The sequence below is a fragment of the Streptomyces sp. NPDC055749 genome (assembly GCF_053617235.1).
In genome coordinates, this window is the sequence record NZ_JBSHFH010000038.1 from 25,557 (window position 1) to 46,907 (window position 21,351).

Below are 21,351 nucleotides of genomic sequence, written 5' to 3' on the forward strand. Positions count from 1 at the left end.
ATGAACTCCAGCGACCGCACCCCCGCCGACCTGCTGCGATCCGCGCTCGCCGCGGACCCGGCCCGTCCCCTGATCACTTTTTACGACGACGCCACCGGAGAGCGTGTCGAACTGTCGGTGGCCACCTTCGCCAATTGGGTGGCGAAGACCGCCAATCTGATCCAGGGCGACCTGGCCGCGGAACCGGGCGACCGGCTCGCTCTGTTGCTTCCGGCGCACTGGCAGTCCGCCGTCTGGCTGCTGGCGTGTTCGTCCGTCGGTGTCGTGGCCGATGTCCAGGGCGACCCCTCGTCGGCCGACCTCGTCGTCACCGGCCCGGACACGCTGGACCGCGCCCGCGCCTGCCGCGGCGAGCGGGTCGCACTGGCCCTGCGTCCGCTGGGCGGGCGTTTCCCGCAGCCGCCGGAGGGGTTCCAGGACTACGCGGTTGAGGTGCCGAGCCAGGGCGACCGCTTCGCTCCGTACGCGCCCGTGGACCCGGACGCGCTCGCGCTGGTCGTGGGCGGTGTCGAGCTGACGGGGGCACAACTGGTCGGCCGGGCCCGTGAGGACGCCGCCGGGCTGGGGCTCGCACCCGGGTCGCGCCTGCTGTCGGGACACACGTACAACACCTGGGAGGGACTCTCCGCCGGGCTCTTCGCGCCGCTGGCCTCCGGGGCGTCCGTGGTGCTGTGCCGGCACCTCGGACAGCTGGACGAGGAGGGGCTCGCGAAGCGCGTCGAGAGCGAGCGCGTCACCAACACCGCGGTATGACAAGCGCCCTGAGTGTCACCTGTACGGCCCATGACGGGCCGAGCCCCCAGGGCTGAGCGACAACCGCGGTACATGATCGGCGGTACAGACCAGTCTCCCGAGATGCACAACCAAGCGTGAGGTTCAGCCGTCTACTCCTGCGACCGGCGGCCCATCGCGCCGCCGACCGTGAAGGATGGACGCAGACGTGACGGACAGTGCTGGCACGCCGGCCGACCCGGATCAGCCGGGCCACCAGGCCGAGGACGAGCCGCGGGCCGGGGAGCAGGACGGGTCCGGGGCCGCCGCCCCGCAGGACGGACCGCGTGCGGGTGAGGAGGACGCGGCCGACGCGGAGGGCGCGGACGGGGCGAGCGGGTCCGATGACGGTGCCGTGCAGACCTGGTCCGAGCGGTCCGAGCTGGAGCTCCCTTCCGGGTACAAGCGCCACTGGCTCCGCTGGACGGCCCTCGCCGCCTCGTTCGTCGTGCTGATCGCCGCCGGTGGCGGCTGGTGGCTGTACAAGAAGCTCGACGGGAACATCAAGACCGATACGAGCGCCGCCGCCGAACTCAAGGCGTACGAGAAGGAACGGCCCACGCCCATCGCGGTGGACGCCCAGAACATCCTGCTCATCGGCTCCGACAGCCGGTCCGGTGACAACAGCAAGTACGGCCGCGACGACGGCGGCAGCCAGCGCTCGGACACCACGATCCTGCTGCACCTCGCAGCGGACCGGAAGAGCGCCACCGCCGTATCCATCCCGCGCGACCTGATGGTGGACATCCCCACCTGTCACACGGCTGACAAGAAGACCACGAAGGAACAGTTCTCCCAGTTCAACTGGGCCTTCGAGGTCGGCGGCACAGCCTGCACGATCCGCACCGTGGAGCGGATGACCGGCATCCGTATCGACCATCACATGGTCGTCGACTTCAACGGTTTCAAGGACATGGTCGACGCGGTGGACGGCGTCGAGGTCTGCCTGAAGGAGCCCATCAAGGACGCGGACGCCCATCTGGAGCTCCCCGCGGGGCGGCAGAAACTCGATGGCGAGGAGGCGCTCGGATACGTACGCGCCCGTAAATCCATCGGCAACGGCAGCGACACCGAGCGAATGGACCGGCAGCAGAAGTTCCTGGGGGCTCTGGTCAACAAGATGCAGAGCAATGGCGTTCTGCTGAACCCCACGCGTCTCTATCCGGTCCTGGACGCGGCGACCAAGTCGCTGACCACCGACCCGGGGCTCGACTCGCTGCGGGATCTGTACGACCTGGTGCGCGGAATGCGGAACGTACCGACCGACAAGGTGCAGTTCCTGACCGTGCCCCGCCAGCCCTACAGGGCGAACCCCAACCGGGACGAGCTCGTCGAGCCGGACGCGGGCCGCCTGTTCAAGCAGCTGCGCGAGGACGCGCCCGTCGCCGTGGTTCCCGCCGACGAAATCAAAGCGTCGAAATCGCCGGAGAGCGACACGGCCGGGAACGACGCATCCGACGGAAAGCCGGACGATTCGGGCTCCACGAATCCGAGCCCCGCGCCGACCTTTTCGGGCTCGAATGCTGCGGATGACCTGTGTAATCAGTAAAGCAATTCCCAAGGCACCGACAGCAATCGGCGAGGAATGGGAAGTATGCCCGGTTGTAAGGGGCGTGGAATGTGTCACGACCGTCCCTCAAGGGCTTAGTGGCCGGATAGTGTGACGCGATCCGGTGCTCCCGACCCCAGGTCGCGCACTGCTTCAGCGAAGGACCGAGCGCCTTTTCGGGGGAGGCGCCTCGCGTGGCACCGACGGAGGACCCAAGCAACCGTGGATGCGCATAGCCGTGGGCGGGCGGACGGAACCGACCCCGCAGACCAGTGGGTTCTCAACCCGCAGACCGGTGATTACGAACTGCGACTGGACCACTCCGGACCGCGTCCGGCGGCGGACCGTCCAGGCACCGGCCGCAGAAGCGACTCCCCCGCCGGTGACCCCCGTGACGGCTCCGACGAGCTCTCCGATCCGCAGCCCCGGCTGCCCGGCCAGCGCAGGCGCCGCGCGGCGGAGAACGGCCGCACCCCCGAAGCCGCCGGCGCTCCCGTCGGCCGCCGTAAGCGCAAGCCTTCGAAGTCCGGCAAGAAGAAGGCACTGCTGTGGACGGGCGGGGTGATGGCCTTCGTCGTCGTCGCCGGTTCCACCGGTGCGTACGCGCTCTACCAGAAGTTCAACGGGAACCTCGACACCATCGATGTCGGCGACGCCGGAAGCAAGAGCGTCACCGCCGACGGCCCGCTCAACATCCTCATCATCGGTACGGACAAGCGGACGGGTGAGGGCAACGAGGGGTACGGCGACAAGGGCAGTACCGGCCACGCCGACACCAACATCCTCTTCCACGTCTCCGAGGACCGCACCAACGCGACGGCGATGAGCATCCCCCGCGACCTGATGACGGACATACCGGACTGCGAGACGAAGCAACCCGACGGCTCCGAGAAGGTCATTCCGGGCACGGAGAACGCGCGCTTCAACGTGAGCCTCGGCCAGGAGGGCCGCGACCCCGGCTGCACCATGCGCACGGTCAAGGAGATCACCGGCATAGCGCCGAACCACTTCATGATGGTGGACTTCAACGCCGTCAAGGAGCTCTCCACCGCTGTCGGAGGCGTCAAGGTCTGTCTGGCCAAGCCGGTCAAGGACCCCGACTCCCACCTCGACCTGCCGGCGGGAGTGTCCAAGATCCAGGGCGAGCAGGCCCTTGCCTTCGTACGCACCCGGCACAGCTTCGGCAATCAGAGCGACCTCGACCGGATCAAGATCCAGCAGCAGTTCCTCGGCTCGATGATCCGGCAGATGAAGTCGGACGACACACTGACCAGTGCCCCGAAGCTCTACAAGCTCGCGGACGCGGCGACCAAGGCCCTCACGGTCGACTCCGGCATAGGCTCGATCAACAAGCTGACGTCCCTCGCCCAGGAACTCGGCAAGGTCGACACCAAGAACATCACCTTCGTCACCATGCCGGTGATCGACAACCCTGCCGAACCCACTCCGATCACCGTGGTCGTGGCTCCGCAGAAGGGCGAGCAGCTGTTCGCCATGATGCGCAACGACACCTCGCTGACCGAGGTGAAGAAGCAGGAGACGAAGAAGAAGCAGGCCGCCAAGAACAAGCAGGCGGCGCTGCTGGAGGGCCCGCAGGCCGAGGCGGCAGATGTGCGCGTCGACGTCCTCAACGGCGGCGGCATCGCCGGCGCCGCGGGCGCGACCGTCACCTGGCTGCAGAACGAGCAGGGCGTCCTCAAGTCCACGAACAAGGCGAACGCCCCGGCGAAGATCAGCGAAACGACGCTGGAGTACGCGCCGAACCAGGCGGACCAGGCCCGCAAGCTCGCCGAGCTGATGGGGCTGCCCGCCACAGCGATGAAACAGGGCACCACCGACGCCGAGGGGCTTCAGGCGATGGTGCTGACCCTGGGGGCCGACTTCAAGGGTGCGGGAGTTCCCGTCACCGGTCCGGCAAAGGCGCCGGACGACATTCAGAGGGCCAGCGCCGACAAGGCGGAGTGCGCCAAGTGACCTTGTGTCGGCGCGCTAAACGGAAAGTCTGAGCAGGGGGGCCTGGTGGGACGGAGCAGTACGCCTGGGGAGGGGACGCGATCGCGCGTCCGGCACGAACGTCAGCCCGCGAGGGACGACGATTTCCACCGGAGCGAGGACGGCGGAGGGCGGCGGGGGAACCGGGGCGGGGGGCGCCGGGGCCGCGGGGACGACGGCGGGCCGCCTGCCCCGCCGGAAGGCGGGCACCGGCGCGGCGGTCCCAACCGCCGCTCCAGGCGGTCGGCCAAACGCGGCAAGCGCCGGATACTCCGCTGGGTCGCGTCCGTTGTCGCCCTGCTCATACTCACCACCGGCGCCGCCGGTTACGTGTATTACGAGCACCTCAACAGCCAGCTCCGCAAGGGCAAGCGGAGCGCGGGCAACAGCGCGGCCAAGAAGACCGAACCGAACGCCGCCGGACAGACCCCCCTGAACATCCTGCTGATCGGCTCGGACAGCCGTAACTCGGCGGAGAACCTCAAGCTGGGCGGCTCGAAGAAGTCCGTCGGCGCCAAGCCGCTCGCCGATGTCCAGATGCTTCTGCACGTGTCCGCCGACCGTAAGAACGCCTCGGTGATCAGCATCCCGCGCGACACCCGGGTCGACATCCCCGCGTGCGAGGACCCGGACACCGGCGAGAAGTTCCCGGCCAAGAACACCCTCATCAACGAGACGCTGGGCCGGGGCGGTGCCGGCTGCACGCTCGACACCTGGGAGAAGGAAACCGGCATCTACATCGACCACTGGATGATGGTCGACTTCGCCGGTGTGGTCTCCATGGCCGATGCGATCGGCGGCGCCGAGGTCTGTGTGAAGCACGGCGTCTATGACGGCCCCAAGCCCAACGTGCCGGGTGGTTCCGGTCTGCGTCTCGAGGCGGGCAAGACCAAGATCAAGGGCAAGCAGGCCCTGCAGTGGCTCCGCACCCGCCACGCCTTCGAGAGCGACTTCGGGCGGGCCAAGGCCCAGCACATGTACATGAACGCGGTGATCCGCGAGCTGAAGAGCCAGAACGCCTTCACGGACACCGGCCGGCTGACGAACCTCGCGGAGACGGCCACCGAGTCGCTCCAGGTGTCCGAGGAGATCGGCACGGTCAAGAAGCTCTTCGACCTCGCCATGCAGCTGAAGAACGTGCCGCTGGACCGCCTCAACATGCTGACCATGCCCCGCATCCCCGACCCGTTGGACCCCGACAGCCGGGTGCTGCCGAAGCCCGGTGCGGCCGAGAAGCTCTGGTCGCTGCTGCGCGACGACCGGCCGCTCGACGCCAAGGGCCGTGACGCGGAGGCCGAGAAGCGCAAGAAGGAGCAGGCCAAGCTGGAGGCGGCGAACGCGCCCGAGCCCGCGGCCGCCGGTTCCCTCGACGTGACCGTGGTCAACGGCACGGCAGCGGACGGCGCCGCGGCGACCCAGGGGCGGGCGTCCACGGTGGCGGGGCTGCTCCAGACGGACGGCTTCACCAAGGCGGAGGCGTCCCAGGAGGCCGGATCGGCCCTCACCAGCCAGGTGACGTACCCGAAGTCGGCCGGAGTCCAGGGCAAGGTGGACGCGCTCTCGCTCACCAAGGCGCTGGGGATGCCGGACTCCGCGGTGAAGGTGTCGTCGGAGGTCGAGTCCCTGACGCTGACCGTCGGTTCGGACTGGCGGACGGGCAACGCCTACCCCAAGGCGCTGGACGACGACAGCGACCCGCTGGAGGACACCGAGGCGGAGAACGCGGCCGACAAGGAGGCGTGCATGCCCGTCTACTGGCCCTACCGCACGTGACTCCGACGCTGTGACGAGAGGGGGCCACCCGGCGATCCGGGTGGCCCCCTCTTCCGTACAGATACGTACCGGCGCGCGTCAGGCGGGCTGGTTCACCGCCGGGCGGCGGCTGGCGATGACCTTCTTCGCCAGCGAGCGCGGGCTCGTCAGGAAGCCGTATCCCCAGCACATGTGCATGGTGGCCAGCGCCACGGGAATCTGGGCGCGCGCCTTCAGCGACAGGCCCTTCCCGGCGGGCAGCGACCCGGCGACGATGGCCGCGGCATAGCCGGCGGGCACGACGAGGGCCCACGGGGCGACGGCCACACCGGCCACGATGCCCGCCGCTATGGCGACGACGGCGGTCGGCGGAGCCAGGTAACGCAGGTTGATCGAGCCGGAGTGGTAGCGGGCGACGACGTGGCGCCAGCGGCCGTAGTCCTTGTACTGCTTCGCGAGCGCCTTGACGGACGGGCGGGGGCGGTACTGGACCTTCAGCTCGGGCGAGAACCAGATCAGCCCGCCCGCCTCACGGATCCGGAAGTTCAGCTCCCAGTCCTGGGCGCGGATGAACTCCACGTTGTAGCCGTCCGCCTTCTCCAGGGCCTCACGGCGGAAGACGCCCAGATAGACGGTCTCGGCCGGTCCCGCCTGGCCACCCGTGTGGAAGGCCGCGTTGCCGACGCCGATCTTCGACGTCATCGCGGCGGCGACGGCGTCCTCCCAGGCGTTCTCGCCCTCGGCGTGCATGATGCCGCCGACGTTCTGCGCGCCCGTCTCCTCCAGGAGGCGGACGGCGGTCGCGATGTAGTTCGGCGAGAGCATGCCGTGGCCGTCGACCCGCACCACGACGGGGTGCCGGGATGCCTTGATCGCCGCGTTGAGGGCGGCAGGGGTGCGGCCGGTGGGATTGGGGACGGTGTGGATACGGGAGTCCTCCCGTACGAGCTCGGCGGCGATCTCGTCGGTGCGGTCCGTCGAGGGGCCGAGCGCGATCACCACCTCCATCTCACCGGCGTACTCCTGCTCCAGGATGTGCCGGACCGAGTTCCGGAGGTGACGCTCCTCATTGAGCACCGGCATGATCACGGAGACGGCGGGGTACTGCGCGGCAGACATGTGGTCCTCAGAAAGTCCTCGGGGGCGCCGGGGGTCCGTACCCCGGAGGGCGGCGCGATTCGGCCGCCACGTTACCGCGAACGAGGGACACGGTCGCGCGCCGCCGGGTCGCAGCCCGGAATGCAGATCGTATGGGCCTACTGTGCGAACGGTCCCCCTTGCACCGCGGAGGTGTCCCCCCGTGCCCACGCCTCACCGCTCGCCCCGTCCACCGCACCCCCGCACCGCTCCCCCGCAGCGCAGGCCGAGAAAGCAGCAGACGGCGGCACCCCGCCCGGCGCCCCGCTCCCGTAAACAGGACGAGCGGCCCCGGTGGGGCATGCGCGTGGCCACCGGCATCTCCGTGCTGGTGCTCGGCGCGGGTGGCATCGGTCACGCGGTGGTGAGCAGTCTGGAGACCGGGATCGACCGCGTCGACGCGTTCAAGGACATGAAGAACCGGCCCGCGGCCGGTCACGGCACGAATCTCCTGCTCGTCGGCACGGACGGCCGGGACAAGATCACCCCGGCGGAGAAGAAGAAGTACCGGCTCGGCGGTGCTCCCTGTCACTGCACCGACACGATCATGCTGGTGCACCTGTCGGCCGACAAGAAGCGGGCGAGCGTCGTGAGCCTGCCGCGCGACAGTTACGCGGAGATGCCCGCCCATACGGACGGGACGACCGGGGAGAAGCACGAAGGCCACCCGGTGAAGCTGAACGCCGCGTACGCGGAGGGCGGGCCGAATCTGACGGTCCGGACCGTCGAGCACATGACCGGCGTGAAGATCGACCACTATCTGGAGGCCGACTTCACCAGCTTCATGAAGACGGTCGACACCGTGGGCGGGGTGAAGATCTGCACGGCCCGGCCGATGAAGGACTCGTACACGGGTCTCGACCTCCCGGCGGGCACGCATGAGCTGGACGGGGGTCAGGCGCTTCAGTACGTACGCTCCCGCCACATCGACGGCGCGGCCGACCTGGGGCGGATGGAACGCCAGCAGAAGTTCATGGCGGCGCTGATCAACAAGACCACCAGCAGCGGCGTGCTCCTGAACCCCGTGAAGTTCCAGCAGGTCGTCTCCTCGATGCTGAGCTCGGTCCGGGCCGACAAGGGCTTCGGTACGGAACAGATGCTGGCGCTCGGCAAGGCGATGCGCGGATTCACCGCCGCCTCGTCCGAGTTCACCTCCGTACCGATCGAGAACACCTCGTTCGCGGTCAAGGGCATCGGCTCGACGGTGAAGTGGGACGCGAAGAAGTCGAAGAGGCTGTTCCAGGCCCTGCGCGAGGACAAGCCGCTCGCGCCGGCGCGGCCGAAGCAGCCCAAGGCGACCCTCGTCGACGTCTCGCCGAAGCAGATCCGGGTGCAGGTCTACAACGGCACTCCGAAGGACGGGCTCGGCATGGACGTCGACGCGGCGCTGCGGGGTACGGGATTCAACACGACACGCGCCCCGCTCAACGGTGACCTGCGCGATCTGAAGCGGACCCTGGTGACGTACGACCCTCGCTGGGACCGCTCGGCGAAGTCCCTGGCCACCGCGTTGCCGGGGTGCGAGCTGAAGGCGGTGAAGGGCCAGGGCGCGACGATGAAGGTGACCGCCGGGTCCGATTACCGCAAGGTGCAGCGCGTGAAGGCGGAGAGCCCGCAACAGGGCGAATTCGGTGCGCTGACGGGCGACGAGGTGGTGTGCCCGTGATCGGGCATCCCGGCATCCGGCATCCGGCATCCGGCATCCGGCCGGAGGGTGATCAGTCGTCGATGCCGTCGGCCACGCGCTTCTCGCGCAGTTCCTTGATCGCGCGCCGCCTGGCCAGCCGGTGCGTGCGGCGGATCTGGGCCTCCTGGTAGCGCCGCTTGTCGCGCTCCGTCTCGGGGATCACCGGCGGTACGGTGCGCGGCTTGCCGTCCGCGTCGACGGCGGCGAACACGAGGTACGCGCTGCCGACCTGCTGGGCGGGCGTCGACTCGTTCCAGCGCTCGGCCATGACGCGGACGCCGACCTCCATGGAGGAACGGCCGGTCCAGTTGACCTGGGCGCGTACGTGAACAAGGTCACCGACGCGGACCGGCTCCAGGAAGACCATCTCGTCCATGGACGCGGTCACGGCGGGCCCGCCGGAGTGCCGGCCGGCCACGGCGCCCGCGGCGTCGTCGACCAGTTTCATGATCACGCCACCGTGCACCGTACCGAGGAGATTGGTGTCGCTGCCGGTCATGATGTGGCTGAGAGTCGTCCGTGAAGCCGCGGTCGGCTTGCCCGGAATCTCGCCCTCCGGGCGTGGGGCCTGATCTGTCATGCCCTCCACCTTATGCGCGGGCTTGCGTACCGCAGAATGCATCAGCTTCGCAACAGCCCTGGACCGATTTCGCTCACCCCCTGTAAGACCTGTGGGCCCGACCTGCACACTGGTCCGCATGAATGATTGGCCCGAAGGACGGACCGGCGACCGCAACCGCTACGGCCGGGGAAGCTCCAGCCCCCAGCCGGAGGGCGCACGCGCCATGCCGCACATCCAGCGGCGCCCCGCGCCGCCGCAGGCGCCCCAGGTCCCCCCGCAGGGTCAGGGCTATGACGACCGTTACTCGAACAACCCCGGCTACGACAGCGGGTACAACACGGGCCAGGTCTACGGCGGCGGGAACGGCGGCGGCCAGGGCGGCGGCGGTTACGGCGGAGGTGGCGGCGGTCGCGGGTACGACGACGGCGGTTACGTCCAGGGCCGCCCGGCTCCCGACTGGCGGCGCCGGATCAAGGTGGGCGCGCTGACCCTGGTGGTCGTGCTGCTCGCCGTCTCCATCGGCACGTACTTCTGGGCCGATGGCAAACTCAAGCGCGAGGTCGACCTCTCCAAGGTCATCGAGCGCCCCTCCGAGGGCGACGGCACGAACTACCTGATCGTCGGTTCCGACAGCCGTGAGGGCATGACGGCCGAGGACAAGAAGAAGCTCCACACCGGTTCCGCGGAGGGCAAGCGGACCGACTCGATGATGATCCTGCACGACGGTTCCAACGGCCCGACGCTGATCTCGCTGCCGCGTGACTCGAACGTCGAAATACCGTCGTTCGTCGGCTCCGAGTCCGGCAAGTCGTACAAGGGCACCGGCCGTACGGTGAAGCTGAACGCCGCGTACGCGGAGGACGGCCCCGAACTGCTGGTCCGCACGGTCGAGTTCAACACCGGCCTGCACATCAACCACTACGTCGAGATCGGTTTCGGCGGCTTCGCCCAGATCGTGGACGCGATCGGCGGGGTGGAGATGGACATCCCGAAGGCGTTCAAGGACAAGAAGTCCGGCGCCGACTTCCAGGCCGGCAAGCAGACCCTGAACGGCGAGCAGTCCCTCGCCTTCGTCCGCACCCGGTACGCGTTCGCCAACTCCGACCTGGACCGTACGAAGAACCAGCAGAAGTTCCTCGCGGCGCTGGCGAGCCAGACGGCGACGCCGTCGACGATCCTCAACCCGTTCAAGCTGTACCCGACGATGGGCGCGGGCCTGGACACGCTGATCGTCGACAAGGACATGTCGCTCTGGTCCCTGAGCCAGATGTTCTTCGCGATGAAGGGCGTCACGGGCGGTGAGGGTACGTCGATGAACATCCCGATCTCGGGCAGCGTCAACGGCAACCTCGTCTGGGACAAGGAAAAGGTCAAGCAGCTGGTGCAGGAGCTCAACAACGACGAGAAGGTCACCGTCAAGGGCGACTGACTGATCGTATGCACGTATGACGGAGGGGCCCGGACGGTTTCGTTTCCCGTCCGGGCCCCTCCGTCATCACACGCTCAATCGACTGCTGCGACGGTCAGCTTGCACTGTCCGTCCTCGCAGCTGCGCTGCAGGCGGCCCCGCGAGATGGTCTGCATCAGGCCGATGGCCCAGCACATGGGACACCCGCGCAGTACCAGCGCACCGACCGGCAGAAGCAGCAGGCTGACCGGGCCGATGGCCGGGATGAGCGCGACCGAGGCGATCAGACTGCCGAAGCCGATCACGCCCCGGGCCAGGTGGCGGGGCAGGGACGAACTCGCGAAGTCAGGGCCGCCGGCCTTGGCTGTCGTCATGGGCATCTCCAGGCGCAGATTCAGATGCAGCTTCGGGTGTGGCTTCGGGTGTGGCAAGCAGGGACCGCTGCACCGCGGTGCGGGCGCGGTGCAGTCGCGATTTCATCGCGGCGGTACTGAGACCGAGCGCGTCAGCGGTCATCCGTCCGCTGCAGCCCTGGATGTCCCGCATGATCAGCACGCGGCGCTGCTCGTCCGGCAGAGCGGCGATGGCCGCCGCGACCTTGCCGGCCTCGATGCGCTGCAGAACCACGTCCTCGGCCGAACGCACGGCGGTGTCCGTCAGGGGTGCGTGGGTCCGCATCGTCCGCGCGCGCCGCAGGCACTCGTTGCGGACGATGCGGAACATCCAGGACGCCAGCGCACCGGACGCCCGTAGCATCCCGATCTTCCGATAGAGAATGATCAGGGCTTCCTGCGCCGCGTCCTCGGCATCCTCGGGAGTGGCGCAGAGCGAGCGTGCGAATCGCTGCACGTTCGGGTGCGAACCCGACACCAGCGCGGTGACCGAATCGACGTCGCCGCGCTGGGCGGCGACGATCAGCTGTTCACCGGGCCAGGACGAGGACGAGTCAGCCACGGGCTTGCTTTCGCTTGCGCAGGACGACGTAGCTGCACGTGCAGAGGAGCACGGCTCCGGCGGCGATGGCGATTCCTACGATCATGATGACCTCCCGATCCGGTCCCGACGTCTGTCGGCACATGTATAGGAGGCGGGGGCCCGCGAAAAGGATTCGGCCCGCGCCGGGAAATCACCGGGAGCGGCGCCTGCTTCGCGCGCTCACACAGTGCCCCCGGTCGGCCCCGACGGCTCCACTTCACTCAGGTCCTCGTAGAGCGCACCCAGGACGCGCCCAGTGGGCTCGCCCTGCGGGGACAGCTCGGCCAGGCGCCACCGGGGCAACTGAACCTCGACCTCGGGCGGGAGGTCGCCGTCCGCCGGGTCGGCCAGTCCGTAGAGCAGACCGAACGCGGTCTCCCTGGCGACCTCGCGGGCCAGCTCCCCCAGCTCACCGGGCGTCAGCCCGAGACTCAGCGCCCGCTCGACGACCCCACTCGCCGGGCCTTGCGCGCGGTACGCCTCGACCCACTGGGGCGCCGCCGAACTCCATGCGTCGATGTCCTGCCAGACCATGCGCAGGAACCGGTAGCGGGCCAGCTGAGGAATGTTCTCCTCGGCCTCGGATTCGGCCCAGCCCTGAGCGTCGTCGGCACCCAGCGCCTCGAAGAGGCGGGTGAGCTTGTCGATGTCGGTCATGGACAGGGAAGGTACGCCACGGGGCGCCCGAGAGCCCTGATCTGCCCGCCTGCGATGATGAGTTGGTTGCATACCTTCGCCCGCGAGGTGGTTTTTTGAGGAAGGTGGCGCTGCGTCCCTACGCATTGTTGCCTCGGCAGTACGACGACAAGAAGGTCCTGGCTACCACGGTGGACGCGTGGGGCAGGGCTCTGTGGCTGCTCTGCCCCACGGCGGAGCTCGTACCGAACCGGTGGGGGAATCCTTGGCCCAGGCCCCCGAGATACCCGTATGACGCACTGCTCGTCATCAGCGACGCGGGAGCTGTACGGGAGCGTGTGCTGCGGGACCTGACATTGCTGGCCCGGCGCATAGACGCTCTGCCCAACGGGCGGCTCGTTCTGCAGAGTCATGGTGCTGTGGGCGAGCAGAACGCGCAGATATTCGGCCGCGACGGCCGACGACGGCACAGCTTCGTCATGGGAAGCGCGATGGAGTTCATGGTCGCGGACCGGCGGAACAACCTGTGGAGCGCGTACTTCGACGAAGGGGTCTACGTCGACCCGGTCAGCTCTGCCGGCCTGGTCCGCTGGGACAGTGGTGGTAACCGGTTGTGGGGCTACTCGGCGCCGCCGGGCGTCGAATACATCGACACGGTCTATGCCTTCAACGTCACGGACAAAGTCGCGTGGGCCGCGTACTACCCCACTTTCCCTCTGCTCGAAGTGCGCGACAACGGGAACGTTCGCGTGCGGAAGAGCCCCGTTGCAGGCCCCCGGGGCCTGGCCGTCCAAGGAGACCAGGTGCTCATGCTGGGTGGAAGCACGCGCGGCGGCCGGGGGCGGCTGCATTACTGCCGCATGACCGACGACGAAGTCGTCGTGGTCGAGGAGGCGGACGCCACGATGCCCAACGGCGCCCCGCTCAAGCGGTACGCGCACCCCGTCGGACGGGGGCCGCGCCTCTATCTGCGTGGCCCATCGACCAGGCAGTGGTACATGTTGGGCATGTAGCCCGGAGAGCGTGGACGGGCGGGCGCCGCCCGTCCGGTCCGAACCGGCGCGTGCCGTTGGTAACTTGGGCGGCTTCTGCCTGTCTTCGCTCCTCGGGGGAACCATGAGCCAGCCGCCCCAGCCACCCCAGTACAACCCGTACAGCCAACCGCCCCCCATGCCGCCCCAGGCACCACCGGGATACGGCGCCCCGCAGCAGCCGCCCATGCAGTCCTGGCAGCAGCAGCCGATGCACCCGGGTCAGCCGTATCCGCAGCAGCCGATGCCCTTCGGGCAGCAGGAGAAGCTCGGCCACCCGGTCGGCGCGTTCTTCCTCGGATACTTCGCCTCGGTCGTCGTCTCGCTGGTCTACAGCGGCCTTGTCCTCGCGACGTACGAGGACCAGACGAAGGACGTCGCACAGATCCTGTACATAGCCCACGCCCTCCTCAACGGAGCGGTCGTGGGAACCCTGATCGGGCTGGTGGGGCGCCGCAGCGGCGGCGCCTGGATCTGCGGCGCGATCATCGCGCCGCTCGGTGTCTTCTTCGGCCACACCAACGCGGTGCCGATGATCATCGCCGACGTCAACGGGATGGCCGCCATCGGCGACATGATGGAGGCCGACCCGTTCATCCCGGCCAAGGCGTGGTGGGGCAGCGCGGGGGACACGGAATGGATCTCCCTGCTCGGCCTCGCGATCGCGGCGGCAACGGCGTGGGTACTGGCGTACGCAACCGGCCGGCGCCGCTGACCCGAACGCACGGGTCCGGACGACGAGCGGTGCGTCCGGACTTCGGGGGGTGCGGCGGTCAGTTAGTGGAGGCGTACGAGACGAAGGCCGCCCATGCTGTCGGGGCGAAGCCGAGCTGCGGGCCCGGGAGGTGCTTGGAGTCTCGGACGTGGACTGTTCCGGGGGCGGATCCGCGTACCGGGGCCGGGGCCGTGCTCAGCGACATCCACCCCACGCCGAACGGCCCGCGCTACGCCACGCGCAAGGACTTCCTGTACGGCGAGGACGTCACTATCGACAAGTGGACAATCTCCACGGAGAGCCTTCCCCGCTACGACGCGTAACGCCGTCGTTTGCGGATTCTTCGTTGCATCTGACGGTACGTCCGAGCACGCGCGCCGACGAACATCGCGAACTCTCTGCGCACGCTCGGTCACACCGCCTCCCCCGTACGCCACGTGCTCCCGCGGCCGGGAAGGATGAGCGCACCATCCACCAGCGGCCTGCGGTGCTTTCCCTCCGGGCCCGGTACTCAGAGGATCCACCCTTGATTCATCACCGGACGGCGACACTGATTCTGGCTCTCTCGGGGCTGATGCTCTCGGCGTGCGCCTCGGGCTCACCCGCGCGTCCGAAAACCGGTCAGCAGGTGGTCCGCGACCGGCTGGCCGCAGCCGACGACGCGCCCTACTCGGCCGCCCTCAGAGCCGTCACGCAGTCCGGGCCCAGACGACTGCAACTCATGGTCGGACGGATCAACCTCAACGCGCCCTTGACGGGGCGCACGAAGGACAAGACCGAGCAGTACACCGAAGACGTCGTCATCACCCGGCAGAAGGTGTACCGGCGCGCAAGCGGATCCCACGGTGTGTGGCAGAAGTTCCCTGCGTCGGCGGCCAAGGGCGGCATTCCCACGGACCGGCTTCCGGAGTACGTCCGCCTCATGCTCGGTCGCGGCAGCTCCGTGCACCGGGGGAACGAACCCGTCCGGGTGTCAGCCCGCCTCACCCCGAAAGACATCGAATCGGTCGACAGGACCGTCGGGCGCAATCTGCGCCCCGCCACCGCAATCGACGCCGACGTATGGATCGACAAGGAGGGCCGAATCGTACGCGTACGCCAGGACATCCACTTCGCGTCCGACCCCGACATTGAAAACACGCTCACGCTCACCGATTTCAAGAGCGCCATTTCGGTGAGCACACCCGTCGTGCGGTGAATCATCCAGGTCGCGGTGGGCCCCCCGTCGTAGCCGCCAACCGCAGCTGTGCCTCGATGTCCGGCACGGATGCCGCGCCGCAGGACATGACGACTACGAGCCTGCTGAGTTCGGTTCCCTCGGGCCGTTGGACGGACGACCATTGCCGCCCCGCCCGCAGAAGAGTCCGGAAGAGCATCTGCTGTCCGGCGGGATCATCCGAAAGTGCCTCGTCCGCGGCCTCGACGATCAGTACATAGTGGGTCGCGGACAGCCAATTCAGATCGCGCAGGCAGTCGTTGAGGGCGTTCCAGCTCCACCCGAAGTAGTCAGGCAGCCTCAGTGCGTCGTAGAACTGCTGGAAGACGGCGTCCGTATCGCGCATCTCCCGGCCGTCCAGACGCGCTACGTACGTCCCGCCGGTCGTGGGAAGCAGAAGATCGACCGGCAGCGCTCCTTGCTCCGGAATGACGTGCGCCCAGCGCGCGATGTCCACCGCCGACCTCCCTCAAAGTGATCCACGACGTGGTTGCTCCACTGTTGCGGATTCTTCGTTGCGTGTGACGGTACGTCCGCGCACGCAGGACGGCCCCCGGCTCAAAGTGCAAGCCGGGGGCCGTCTCGGTGGTCCGCAAAGCCGGGTTACGGCAGGTTGCGTGCCATGACGATGCGCTGGACCTGGTTCGTGCCCTCGTAGATCTGGGTGATCTTCGCGTCGCGCATCATGCGCTCCACCGGGTAGTCGCGCGTGTAGCCGTAGCCGCCGAGCAGCTGGACCGCGTCCGTCGTGACCTCCATCGCGACGTCCGAGGCGAAGCACTTCGCCGCGGCGCCGAAGAACGTGAGGTCGCTGTCGAGGCGCTCGGACTTGGCGGCTGCCGCGTACGTGAGCTGGCGGGCCGCCTCCAGCTTCATCGCCATGTCGGCGAGCATGAACTGGATGCCCTGGAAGTCCGCGATCGGCTTGCCGAACTGCTTGCGTTCCTGGACGTAGCCCTTGGCGTAGTCCAGGGCGCCCTGGGCGACGCCGAGCGCCTGGGCCGCGATCGTGATGCGGGTGTGGTCCAGGGTCTTCATCGCGGTGGCGAAGCCCGTGCCCTCCTCGCCGATCATGCGGTCGGCGGGGATGCGGACGTTGTCGAGGTAGACCTCGCGGGTCGGGGAGCCCTTGATGCCGAGCTTCTTCTCCGGGGCGCCGAAGGAGACGCCCTCGTCGGACTTCTCGACGACGAAGGCGGAGATGCCCTTCGAGCGCTTGGTCGGGTCCGTGACGGCCATGACCGTGTAGTACTCGGAGACGCCCGCGTTGGTGATCCAGCGCTTCACGCCGTTGAGGACCCAGAAGTCGCCGTCGCGGACGGCCCTGGTCTTCATGCCGGCGGCGTCGGAGCCCGCGTCCGGCTCGGAGAGGGCGTACGAGAACATCGCGTCGCCCTTGGCGAGCGGGCCCAGGTACTTCTTCTTCAGGTCCTCGGAGCCGGAGAGGATCACCGGGAGCGAGCCCAGCTTGTTCACGGCCGGGATGAGGGAGGAGGAGCAGCAGGCGCGGGCCACTTCCTCGATGACGATGACCGTGGCGAGCGCGTCGGCGCCCGCGCCGCCGTACTCCTCCGGGACATGGACGGCGTGGAGGTCGGCTGCGACGAGCGCGTCGAGGGCCTCCTGCGGGAAGCGGGCCTCCTCGTCGACCGCTGCCGCGAACGGGGCGATCTTCGCTTCGGCGAGCGAGCGGACCGTCTCGCGGAGCATGTCGTGCTCCTCCGCCGGACGGTACAGGTCGAAATCGGTCGAACCCGCCAAGACTCTCACTCCCCAAATGTGCTAACTACCGTTAAGTAACCCCAATTTTAGTGGTCCGGGTACGCAATGGCATACGCGCACGTCGCGTGAGCTTGATGACAGGGGTGGGGCAAAGAGGGCATGTGGGAGGGAGGACGTGCGGTGGGTGGCCGCTGGTGGGGGAAGGGCGGGTGAGGGGGCGCGACTATGCTCGGTCCGCACCGCCCGTCCGTATCTCCCAGGAGCACTCCATGGCCCTCAAGATCACCGTGATCGGCACCGGCTACCTCGGCGCCACCCACGCCGCGGCCATGGCGGAGCTGGGCTTCGACGTGCTGGGGCTCGACGTCGTGCCGGAGAAGATCGAGATGCTCTCGGCGGGCAGAGTGCCGATGTACGAGCCGGGGCTCGAAGAGATGCTGCAGAAGCATGTCGCGGGGATCGAGGGGTCCAGCGGGCGGCTGCGGTTCACTACCTCCTGGGAGGAAGTGGGGGCCTTCGGTGACGTCCACTTCGTCTGCGTGAACACTCCGCAGAAGCACGGCGAGTACGCCTGCGACATGAGCTATGTGGACAGCGCCTTCGAATCGCTCGCGCCTCAGCTGACGCGGCCGGCCCTCGTCGTCGGGAAGTCCACCGTGCCGGTGGGCTCCGCCGCGCGGCTCGCGAAGCGGCTGGCCGAGCTGGCGCCGGTGGGCGCGGATGCCGAGCTGGCGTGGAACCCGGAGTTCCTGCGGGAGGGCTTCGCCGTCCAGGACACCCTGCACCCGGACCGGATCGTCGTCGGGGTGGAGAGCGAGCGGGCCGAGAAGCTGCTGCGCGAGGTGTACGCCGGGCCGGTGGGGGAAGGGTCGCCGTTCGTGGTGACGGACTTCCCGACCGCCGAGCTGGTGAAGACGTCCGCGAACTCCTTCCTCGCTACCAAGATCTCGTTCATCAACGCCATGGCCGAGGTCTGCGAGGCCGCCGACGGTGATGTGGTGAAGCTGGCCGAGGCGATCGGGCACGACGAGCGGATCGGGAAGAAGTTCCTGCGGGCCGGTATCGGGTTCGGTGGCGGGTGTCTGCCGAAGGACATCCGGGCGTTCATGGCGCGGGCCGGTGAGCTGGGCGCGGACCAGGCGCTGACGTTCCTGCGCGAAGTCGACTCGATCAACATGCGGCGGCGCGGGCACATGGTCGAGCTGGCCCGGGAGGCCGTGGGGGGCGATTCGTTCCTGGGGCAGCGGGTGGCCGTGCTCGGCGCGACGTTCAAGCCGGACTCCGACGACGTACGGGATTCTCCCGCGCTCAACGTGGCCGGTCAGATTCACCTTCAGGGCGGCCAGGTGACGGTGTACGACCCGAAGGGCATGGACAACGCGCGGCGGCTGTTCCCCACGCTGGCCTACGCGGACTCGGCGCTGGAGGCCGTGCGCGGCGCGGATGTGGTGCTGCACCTGACGGAGTGGCGCGAGTTCCGTGAGCTCGATCCGGCCGAGCTGGGCGGGGTGGCTTCGCGGCGGATCATTCTGGACGGGCGCAATGCGCTGGATCCGGTGTCGTGGCGCGAGGCGGGCTGGACGTACCGGGGCATGGGTCGGCCGAAGGCGTAGGCCGGGGTGTGCGTGTTCGGGTGAGCATGTTCGGGTGAGCACTCGTCCGCCGGACGGGCTGATGTGCCCGTCCGGCGGTTGAGGGGGCCTGCTATGCCTCCGGGTCCAGCTCCTCGATCGTGGCCGTGCTCGGGGGTCTGCGGAGGCGGGCCGCCCGGGCGGTGAATTCCGCTTCCCTGATGACCCTGGCCGCGTTACCCCACGTCAGGCCCGCGATCTCGGACTCCGTCCAGTCGCGGTCCAGTAGTTCCGCGATCAGGTGCGGGTATCCCGAGACGTCCGTGAGTGTCGAGGCGTGGGTGGTGTCCGTGTCGTAGGCGGCGCCGAGGCCCACGCAGTCCGGGCCCGCCAGGTCGCGTACCCGGTCCAGGTGGTCGGCCACGTCGTGAACCGTGGCGTCCGTGTGCGGGCGGGCGACCTGGTCGGCGGCGAAGCTGACCATGCAGATGCCGTTGTTGTCGCGCAGCATCCGCAACACCTCGTCGGGGACGTTCCACGGGTGGTCGGTGAGCGCGCGGGCCGCCGAGTGCGAGAAGATCACCGGCGCCTTGGCCACGGTGAGCGTCCGGCGCATCGTCCCGGGGGACGCCCCGGTGAGGTCGGCGAGGATGCCGAGCCGGTTCATCTCCCGTACGACCTCCTGGCCGAAGCGGGTGAGCCCGTCATCGCCCTCGGTCCAGCGGGTGCCGGTGAGCGTGACGCTCCGTACGCCGAGCGCGTGGAACGCCCGGAGCGTGCCGAGCGAGTCGGCGAGGGCGTGGCCCGAGACCGGGCCGAGCAGTGCGGCGATCCGGCCGCAGTTGCGGGCGTGGGACATCTCGGCGCTGCCGTGTGCCAGGCGCAGCGCGTCGGGGTACTGGGCGACGAGCGCGCCGACCAGGTCGATCCGGTCGAGCGTGGCGCTCACCGCGCGGTCACCGAGGTGATCCGCAGGGACCTGAAGGGACCAGAACTGGGCGCCGACCCCGCCGGCGCGAAGCCGGGGCACGTCGGTGTCCAGGGATTCCTCGCCGAGTTCGAGATCGCACCAGGGGACGGAGCGCACCGCGTGCGCCAGTCCGTTGTGGCCGTCGACGACGGGGTGGAGCGCCAGCAGTTCACGGGCGCGAGCCAGCGGGTCGGGCGGCGAGGGGGACGGTGGTGGCTGTGAGGCCGGTGGGGTGGGTGCGGGGGCGGGGGGTAGAGGGGGTGATATGTGTGCGAGGTCCGCTTCGAGTGTGCCGACCGCGGTGGCGGTTGCGGCATCGTCCTGCAGATCTGCCATGAGATGACTCCGTGTTTCGGCGGCAGTACAGCCACCGTTTCACGGTCACGGCAGGGGGTCGCGGCACGTTGCTGCGTTCGGGGTACGGGCCCGGGGGCGCCCGGCCCGTACCCCGGACGTCTCAGACCGTGTGCCCGTCCATTTCGCCGATCGTGGCGTGGGAGGGGCCGTACCGTGCGCTGAGATCGCGGGCGACGGCTTCCGCGTCGCGCAGCACCCGTACGGCGTTCCGCCAGGTCAGCTTGGCGAGGTCGGCATCGGACCAGCCGCGGGCGAGGAGTTCCGCGATCAGGTTCGGGTAGCCGGAGACGTCCCGCAGGCCCTCCGGGAGGAAGGCGGTGCCGTCGTAGTCGCCGCCGATGCCGATGTGGTTGATCCCGGCGACCTCGCGCATGTGGTCGAGGTGGTCGGCGATCGTGGCGACGGTGGCCTCGGGGCGGGGGTACTCCGCCTCGAAGTCGGCGTGGATGCGCATGGCGGCCGAGGTGGTGTCCAGGTGGTGCAGGCCGTGTTCGCGCATGTTGCGGTCGGCGGCCAGCGTCCAGGCGACGGCTGCCGGGAGGACGAACTTCGGCACGAAGGTCGCCATGGCCACACCGCCGTTGGCGGGGAGCTGTGCCAGCACGTCGTCGGGGATGTTGCGCGGGTGGTCGCAGATCGCGCGGGCCGAGGAGTGCGAGAAGATCACCGGCGCGGTGGAGGTGGCGAGCGCGTGGCGCATGGTCGTGGCCGCCACGTGGGAGAGGTCGACCAGCATGCCGATGCGGTTCATCTCCCGTACGACCTCGCGGCCGAACGCCGACAGGCCACCGATGCGCGGGGAATCGGTCGCCGAGTCCGCCCAGTCGATGTTGTCGTTGTGCGTCAGCGTCATGTAGCGCACGCCGAGGGTGTGCAGGGCGCGCAGGGTGCCCAGCGAGTTGTTGATGGAGTGGCCGCCCTCGGCGCCCATGAGGGAGGCGATCCGGCCTTCGGCGCGGGCGGCCTCCATGTCGTCGGCGGTCAGGGCGCGCCGCAGGTCCGCGGGGTAGCGGGCCAGCAGCTCGGTGACCACGTCGATCTGTTCGAGGGTGGCGCTGACGGCTGCGTCACCGGTCAGGTCGGTGCGGACGTAGACCGACCAGAACTGCGCGCCGACCCCGCCGGCGCGCAGCCGGGGGATGTCGGTGTGCAGGGTGCCGGTCAGGTCGGTGGCGATGTCCCGTGCGTCCAGGTCGTAGCCGACCTGTTCGCGCAGGGCCCACGGCAGGTCGTTGTGGCCGTCGACGACGGGGTGGACGGCGAGGAGTTCCCGTGCCCGGTCCAGATGGTCCACGGTCCC

At 68.9% G+C, this 21,351-nt stretch carries 20 protein-coding genes and 1 pseudogene; 11 read left to right on the forward strand and 10 right to left on the reverse strand.

Annotation, left to right across the window (positions count from 1 at the left end):
- The 4 genes from ACWGO0_RS25525 to ACWGO0_RS25540 all read left to right on the forward strand — a co-directional run bounded on the left by ACWGO0_RS25525 (nucleotide 1) and on the right by ACWGO0_RS25540 (nucleotide 6,085).
- Complete coding sequence (locus ACWGO0_RS25525) at nucleotides 1-753, forward strand: TIGR03089 family protein (RefSeq protein WP_453539453.1); 753 nt, start codon at nucleotides 1-3, stop codon at nucleotides 751-753.
- 175 nt (nucleotides 754-928) lie between these two features.
- Nucleotides 929-2,320, forward strand: a complete 1,392-nt coding sequence (locus ACWGO0_RS25530; protein WP_453539456.1) for an LCP family glycopolymer transferase — start codon at nucleotides 929-931, stop codon at nucleotides 2,318-2,320.
- Nucleotides 2,321-2,542: 222 nt separating this feature from the next.
- Nucleotides 2,543-4,294, forward strand: a complete 1,752-nt coding sequence (locus ACWGO0_RS25535) for an LCP family glycopolymer transferase (protein WP_453539458.1) — start codon at nucleotides 2,543-2,545, stop codon at nucleotides 4,292-4,294.
- A gap of 45 nt (nucleotides 4,295-4,339) precedes the next feature.
- Nucleotides 4,340-6,085, forward strand: coding sequence for an LCP family protein (locus tag ACWGO0_RS25540; RefSeq protein WP_453539461.1), 1,746 nt, complete (start codon nucleotides 4,340-4,342; stop codon nucleotides 6,083-6,085).
- Nucleotides 6,086-6,163: 78 nt separating this feature from the next.
- Here ACWGO0_RS25540 and ACWGO0_RS25545 read toward each other — a convergent pair whose 3' ends face one another.
- On the reverse strand, nucleotides 6,164-7,183 hold the full coding sequence (locus tag ACWGO0_RS25545) for a glycosyltransferase family 2 protein (protein ID WP_453539464.1): 1,020 nt from the start codon (nucleotides 7,181-7,183) through the stop codon (nucleotides 6,164-6,166).
- Nucleotides 7,184-7,364: 181 nt separating this feature from the next.
- Between ACWGO0_RS25545 and ACWGO0_RS25550 the strand changes: the two genes are divergently transcribed.
- The gene (locus ACWGO0_RS25550; protein ID WP_453539467.1) at nucleotides 7,365-8,867 is read left to right on the forward strand and encodes an LCP family protein; all 1,503 of its coding nucleotides are present in this window, start codon (nucleotides 7,365-7,367) and stop codon (nucleotides 8,865-8,867) included.
- Nucleotides 8,868-8,919: 52 nt separating this feature from the next.
- Here ACWGO0_RS25550 and ACWGO0_RS25555 read toward each other — a convergent pair whose 3' ends face one another.
- Entirely contained in the window at nucleotides 8,920-9,468 is a 549-nt protein-coding gene (locus tag ACWGO0_RS25555; RefSeq protein ID WP_453539470.1) for an acyl-CoA thioesterase, read from the reverse strand.
- A 118-nt stretch (nucleotides 9,469-9,586) separates the two neighbouring features.
- Here ACWGO0_RS25555 and ACWGO0_RS25560 point away from each other — a divergent pair, with 118 nt between their 5' ends.
- Complete coding sequence (locus ACWGO0_RS25560) at nucleotides 9,587-10,879, forward strand: LCP family protein (RefSeq protein ID WP_453539473.1); 1,293 nt, start codon at nucleotides 9,587-9,589, stop codon at nucleotides 10,877-10,879.
- Nucleotides 10,880-10,953: 74 nt separating this feature from the next.
- Here the strand turns inward: ACWGO0_RS25560 and ACWGO0_RS25565 are convergent, their stop codons facing one another.
- From ACWGO0_RS25565 to ACWGO0_RS25575, 3 genes are all read right to left on the reverse strand, one after another.
- Nucleotides 10,954-11,232 carry a hypothetical protein gene (locus tag ACWGO0_RS25565; RefSeq protein WP_453539476.1) on the reverse strand — a complete coding sequence of 93 codons (279 nt, stop codon included), beginning with the start codon at nucleotides 11,230-11,232 and terminating at the stop codon, nucleotides 10,954-10,956.
- Complete coding sequence (locus ACWGO0_RS25570; protein WP_453539479.1) at nucleotides 11,204-11,812, reverse strand: RNA polymerase sigma factor; 609 nt, start codon at nucleotides 11,810-11,812, stop codon at nucleotides 11,204-11,206. Before ACWGO0_RS25570 ends, ACWGO0_RS25565 begins: the two co-directional genes overlap by 29 nt.
- A gap of 201 nt (nucleotides 11,813-12,013) precedes the next feature.
- Nucleotides 12,014-12,490, reverse strand: a complete 477-nt coding sequence (locus ACWGO0_RS25575; protein WP_453539482.1) for a hypothetical protein — start codon at nucleotides 12,488-12,490, stop codon at nucleotides 12,014-12,016.
- Between the two features lie 104 nt (nucleotides 12,491-12,594).
- Between ACWGO0_RS25575 and ACWGO0_RS25580 the strand changes: the two genes are divergently transcribed.
- Both ACWGO0_RS25580 and ACWGO0_RS25585 read left to right on the forward strand, forming a co-directional pair.
- The gene (locus ACWGO0_RS25580) at nucleotides 12,595-13,482 is read left to right on the forward strand and encodes a hypothetical protein (RefSeq protein WP_453539485.1); all 888 of its coding nucleotides are present in this window, start codon (nucleotides 12,595-12,597) and stop codon (nucleotides 13,480-13,482) included.
- Nucleotides 13,483-13,585: 103 nt separating this feature from the next.
- The gene (locus tag ACWGO0_RS25585) at nucleotides 13,586-14,215 is read left to right on the forward strand and encodes a hypothetical protein (RefSeq protein WP_453539488.1); all 630 of its coding nucleotides are present in this window, start codon (nucleotides 13,586-13,588) and stop codon (nucleotides 14,213-14,215) included.
- Between the two features lie 58 nt (nucleotides 14,216-14,273).
- Here ACWGO0_RS25585 and ACWGO0_RS25590 read toward each other — a convergent pair whose 3' ends face one another.
- On the reverse strand, nucleotides 14,274-14,420 hold the full coding sequence (locus tag ACWGO0_RS25590; RefSeq protein WP_453539491.1) for a DUF397 domain-containing protein: 147 nt from the start codon (nucleotides 14,418-14,420) through the stop codon (nucleotides 14,274-14,276).
- Between ACWGO0_RS25590 and ACWGO0_RS25595 the strand changes: the two are divergent.
- Nucleotides 14,383-14,538, forward strand: a pseudogene (locus tag ACWGO0_RS25595) (Uma2 family endonuclease); the annotation flags it as partial. The gene ACWGO0_RS25590 and the pseudogene ACWGO0_RS25595 sit on opposite strands and share 38 nt — an antisense overlap.
- Before the next feature lie 203 nt (nucleotides 14,539-14,741).
- The gene (locus tag ACWGO0_RS25600) at nucleotides 14,742-15,413 is read left to right on the forward strand and encodes a hypothetical protein (protein ID WP_453539494.1); all 672 of its coding nucleotides are present in this window, start codon (nucleotides 14,742-14,744) and stop codon (nucleotides 15,411-15,413) included.
- 1 nt (nucleotide 15,414) lies between these two features.
- Here ACWGO0_RS25600 and ACWGO0_RS25605 read toward each other — a convergent pair whose 3' ends face one another.
- Nucleotides 15,415-15,888 carry a barstar family protein gene (locus tag ACWGO0_RS25605; protein WP_453539497.1) on the reverse strand — a complete coding sequence of 158 codons (474 nt, stop codon included), beginning with the start codon at nucleotides 15,886-15,888 and terminating at the stop codon, nucleotides 15,415-15,417.
- A gap of 146 nt (nucleotides 15,889-16,034) precedes the next feature.
- Nucleotides 16,035-17,192 (reverse strand): acyl-CoA dehydrogenase family protein, encoded by a 1,158-nt coding sequence (locus ACWGO0_RS25610; RefSeq protein WP_453539500.1) that lies wholly within the window; start codon nucleotides 17,190-17,192, stop codon nucleotides 16,035-16,037.
- A gap of 230 nt (nucleotides 17,193-17,422) precedes the next feature.
- Between ACWGO0_RS25610 and ACWGO0_RS25615 the strand changes: the two genes are divergently transcribed.
- Nucleotides 17,423-18,766 (forward strand): UDP-glucose dehydrogenase family protein, encoded by a 1,344-nt coding sequence (locus ACWGO0_RS25615; RefSeq protein WP_453539503.1) that lies wholly within the window; start codon nucleotides 17,423-17,425, stop codon nucleotides 18,764-18,766.
- Between the two features lie 91 nt (nucleotides 18,767-18,857).
- On the opposite strand, the gene ACWGO0_RS25620 is transcribed toward ACWGO0_RS25615, so the two are convergent.
- Both ACWGO0_RS25620 and ACWGO0_RS25625 read right to left on the reverse strand, forming a co-directional pair.
- A complete protein-coding gene (locus ACWGO0_RS25620; RefSeq protein ID WP_453539506.1) occupies nucleotides 18,858-20,030 on the reverse strand; it encodes a dipeptidase in 1,173 nt (390 codons plus the stop codon).
- Nucleotides 20,031-20,151: 121 nt separating this feature from the next.
- A complete protein-coding gene (locus ACWGO0_RS25625; protein WP_453539509.1) occupies nucleotides 20,152-21,345 on the reverse strand; it encodes a dipeptidase in 1,194 nt (397 codons plus the stop codon).
- Between the last annotated feature and the right edge of the window lie 6 nt (nucleotides 21,346-21,351).

What these genes read in the sequence shown, in the direction of transcription:
- ACWGO0_RS25525 (WP_453539453.1), top strand. Translation starts at nt 1, where the DNA reads ATGAACTCCAGCGACCGCACCCCCGCCGACCTGCTGCGATCCGCGCTC.
- ACWGO0_RS25530 (WP_453539456.1), top strand. Translation starts at nt 929, where the DNA reads ATGGACGCAGACGTGACGGACAGTGCTGGCACGCCGGCCGACCCGGAT.
- ACWGO0_RS25545 (WP_453539464.1), bottom strand. Translation starts at nt 7,183, where the DNA reads ATGTCTGCCGCGCAGTACCCCGCCGTCTCCGTGATCATGCCGGTGCTC.
- ACWGO0_RS25555 (WP_453539470.1), bottom strand. Translation starts at nt 9,468, where the DNA reads ATGACAGATCAGGCCCCACGCCCGGAGGGCGAGATTCCGGGCAAGCCG.
- ACWGO0_RS25560 (WP_453539473.1), top strand. Translation starts at nt 9,587, where the DNA reads ATGAATGATTGGCCCGAAGGACGGACCGGCGACCGCAACCGCTACGGC.
- ACWGO0_RS25565 (WP_453539476.1), bottom strand. Translation starts at nt 11,232, where the DNA reads ATGACGACAGCCAAGGCCGGCGGCCCTGACTTCGCGAGTTCGTCCCTG.
- ACWGO0_RS25575 (WP_453539482.1), bottom strand. Translation starts at nt 12,490, where the DNA reads ATGACCGACATCGACAAGCTCACCCGCCTCTTCGAGGCGCTGGGTGCC.
- ACWGO0_RS25585 (WP_453539488.1), top strand. Translation starts at nt 13,586, where the DNA reads ATGAGCCAGCCGCCCCAGCCACCCCAGTACAACCCGTACAGCCAACCG.
- ACWGO0_RS25590 (WP_453539491.1), bottom strand. Translation starts at nt 14,420, where the DNA reads ATGTCGCTGAGCACGGCCCCGGCCCCGGTACGCGGATCCGCCCCCGGA.
- ACWGO0_RS25615 (WP_453539503.1), top strand. Translation starts at nt 17,423, where the DNA reads ATGGCCCTCAAGATCACCGTGATCGGCACCGGCTACCTCGGCGCCACC.
- ACWGO0_RS25620 (WP_453539506.1), bottom strand. Translation starts at nt 20,030, where the DNA reads ATGGCAGATCTGCAGGACGATGCCGCAACCGCCACCGCGGTCGGCACA.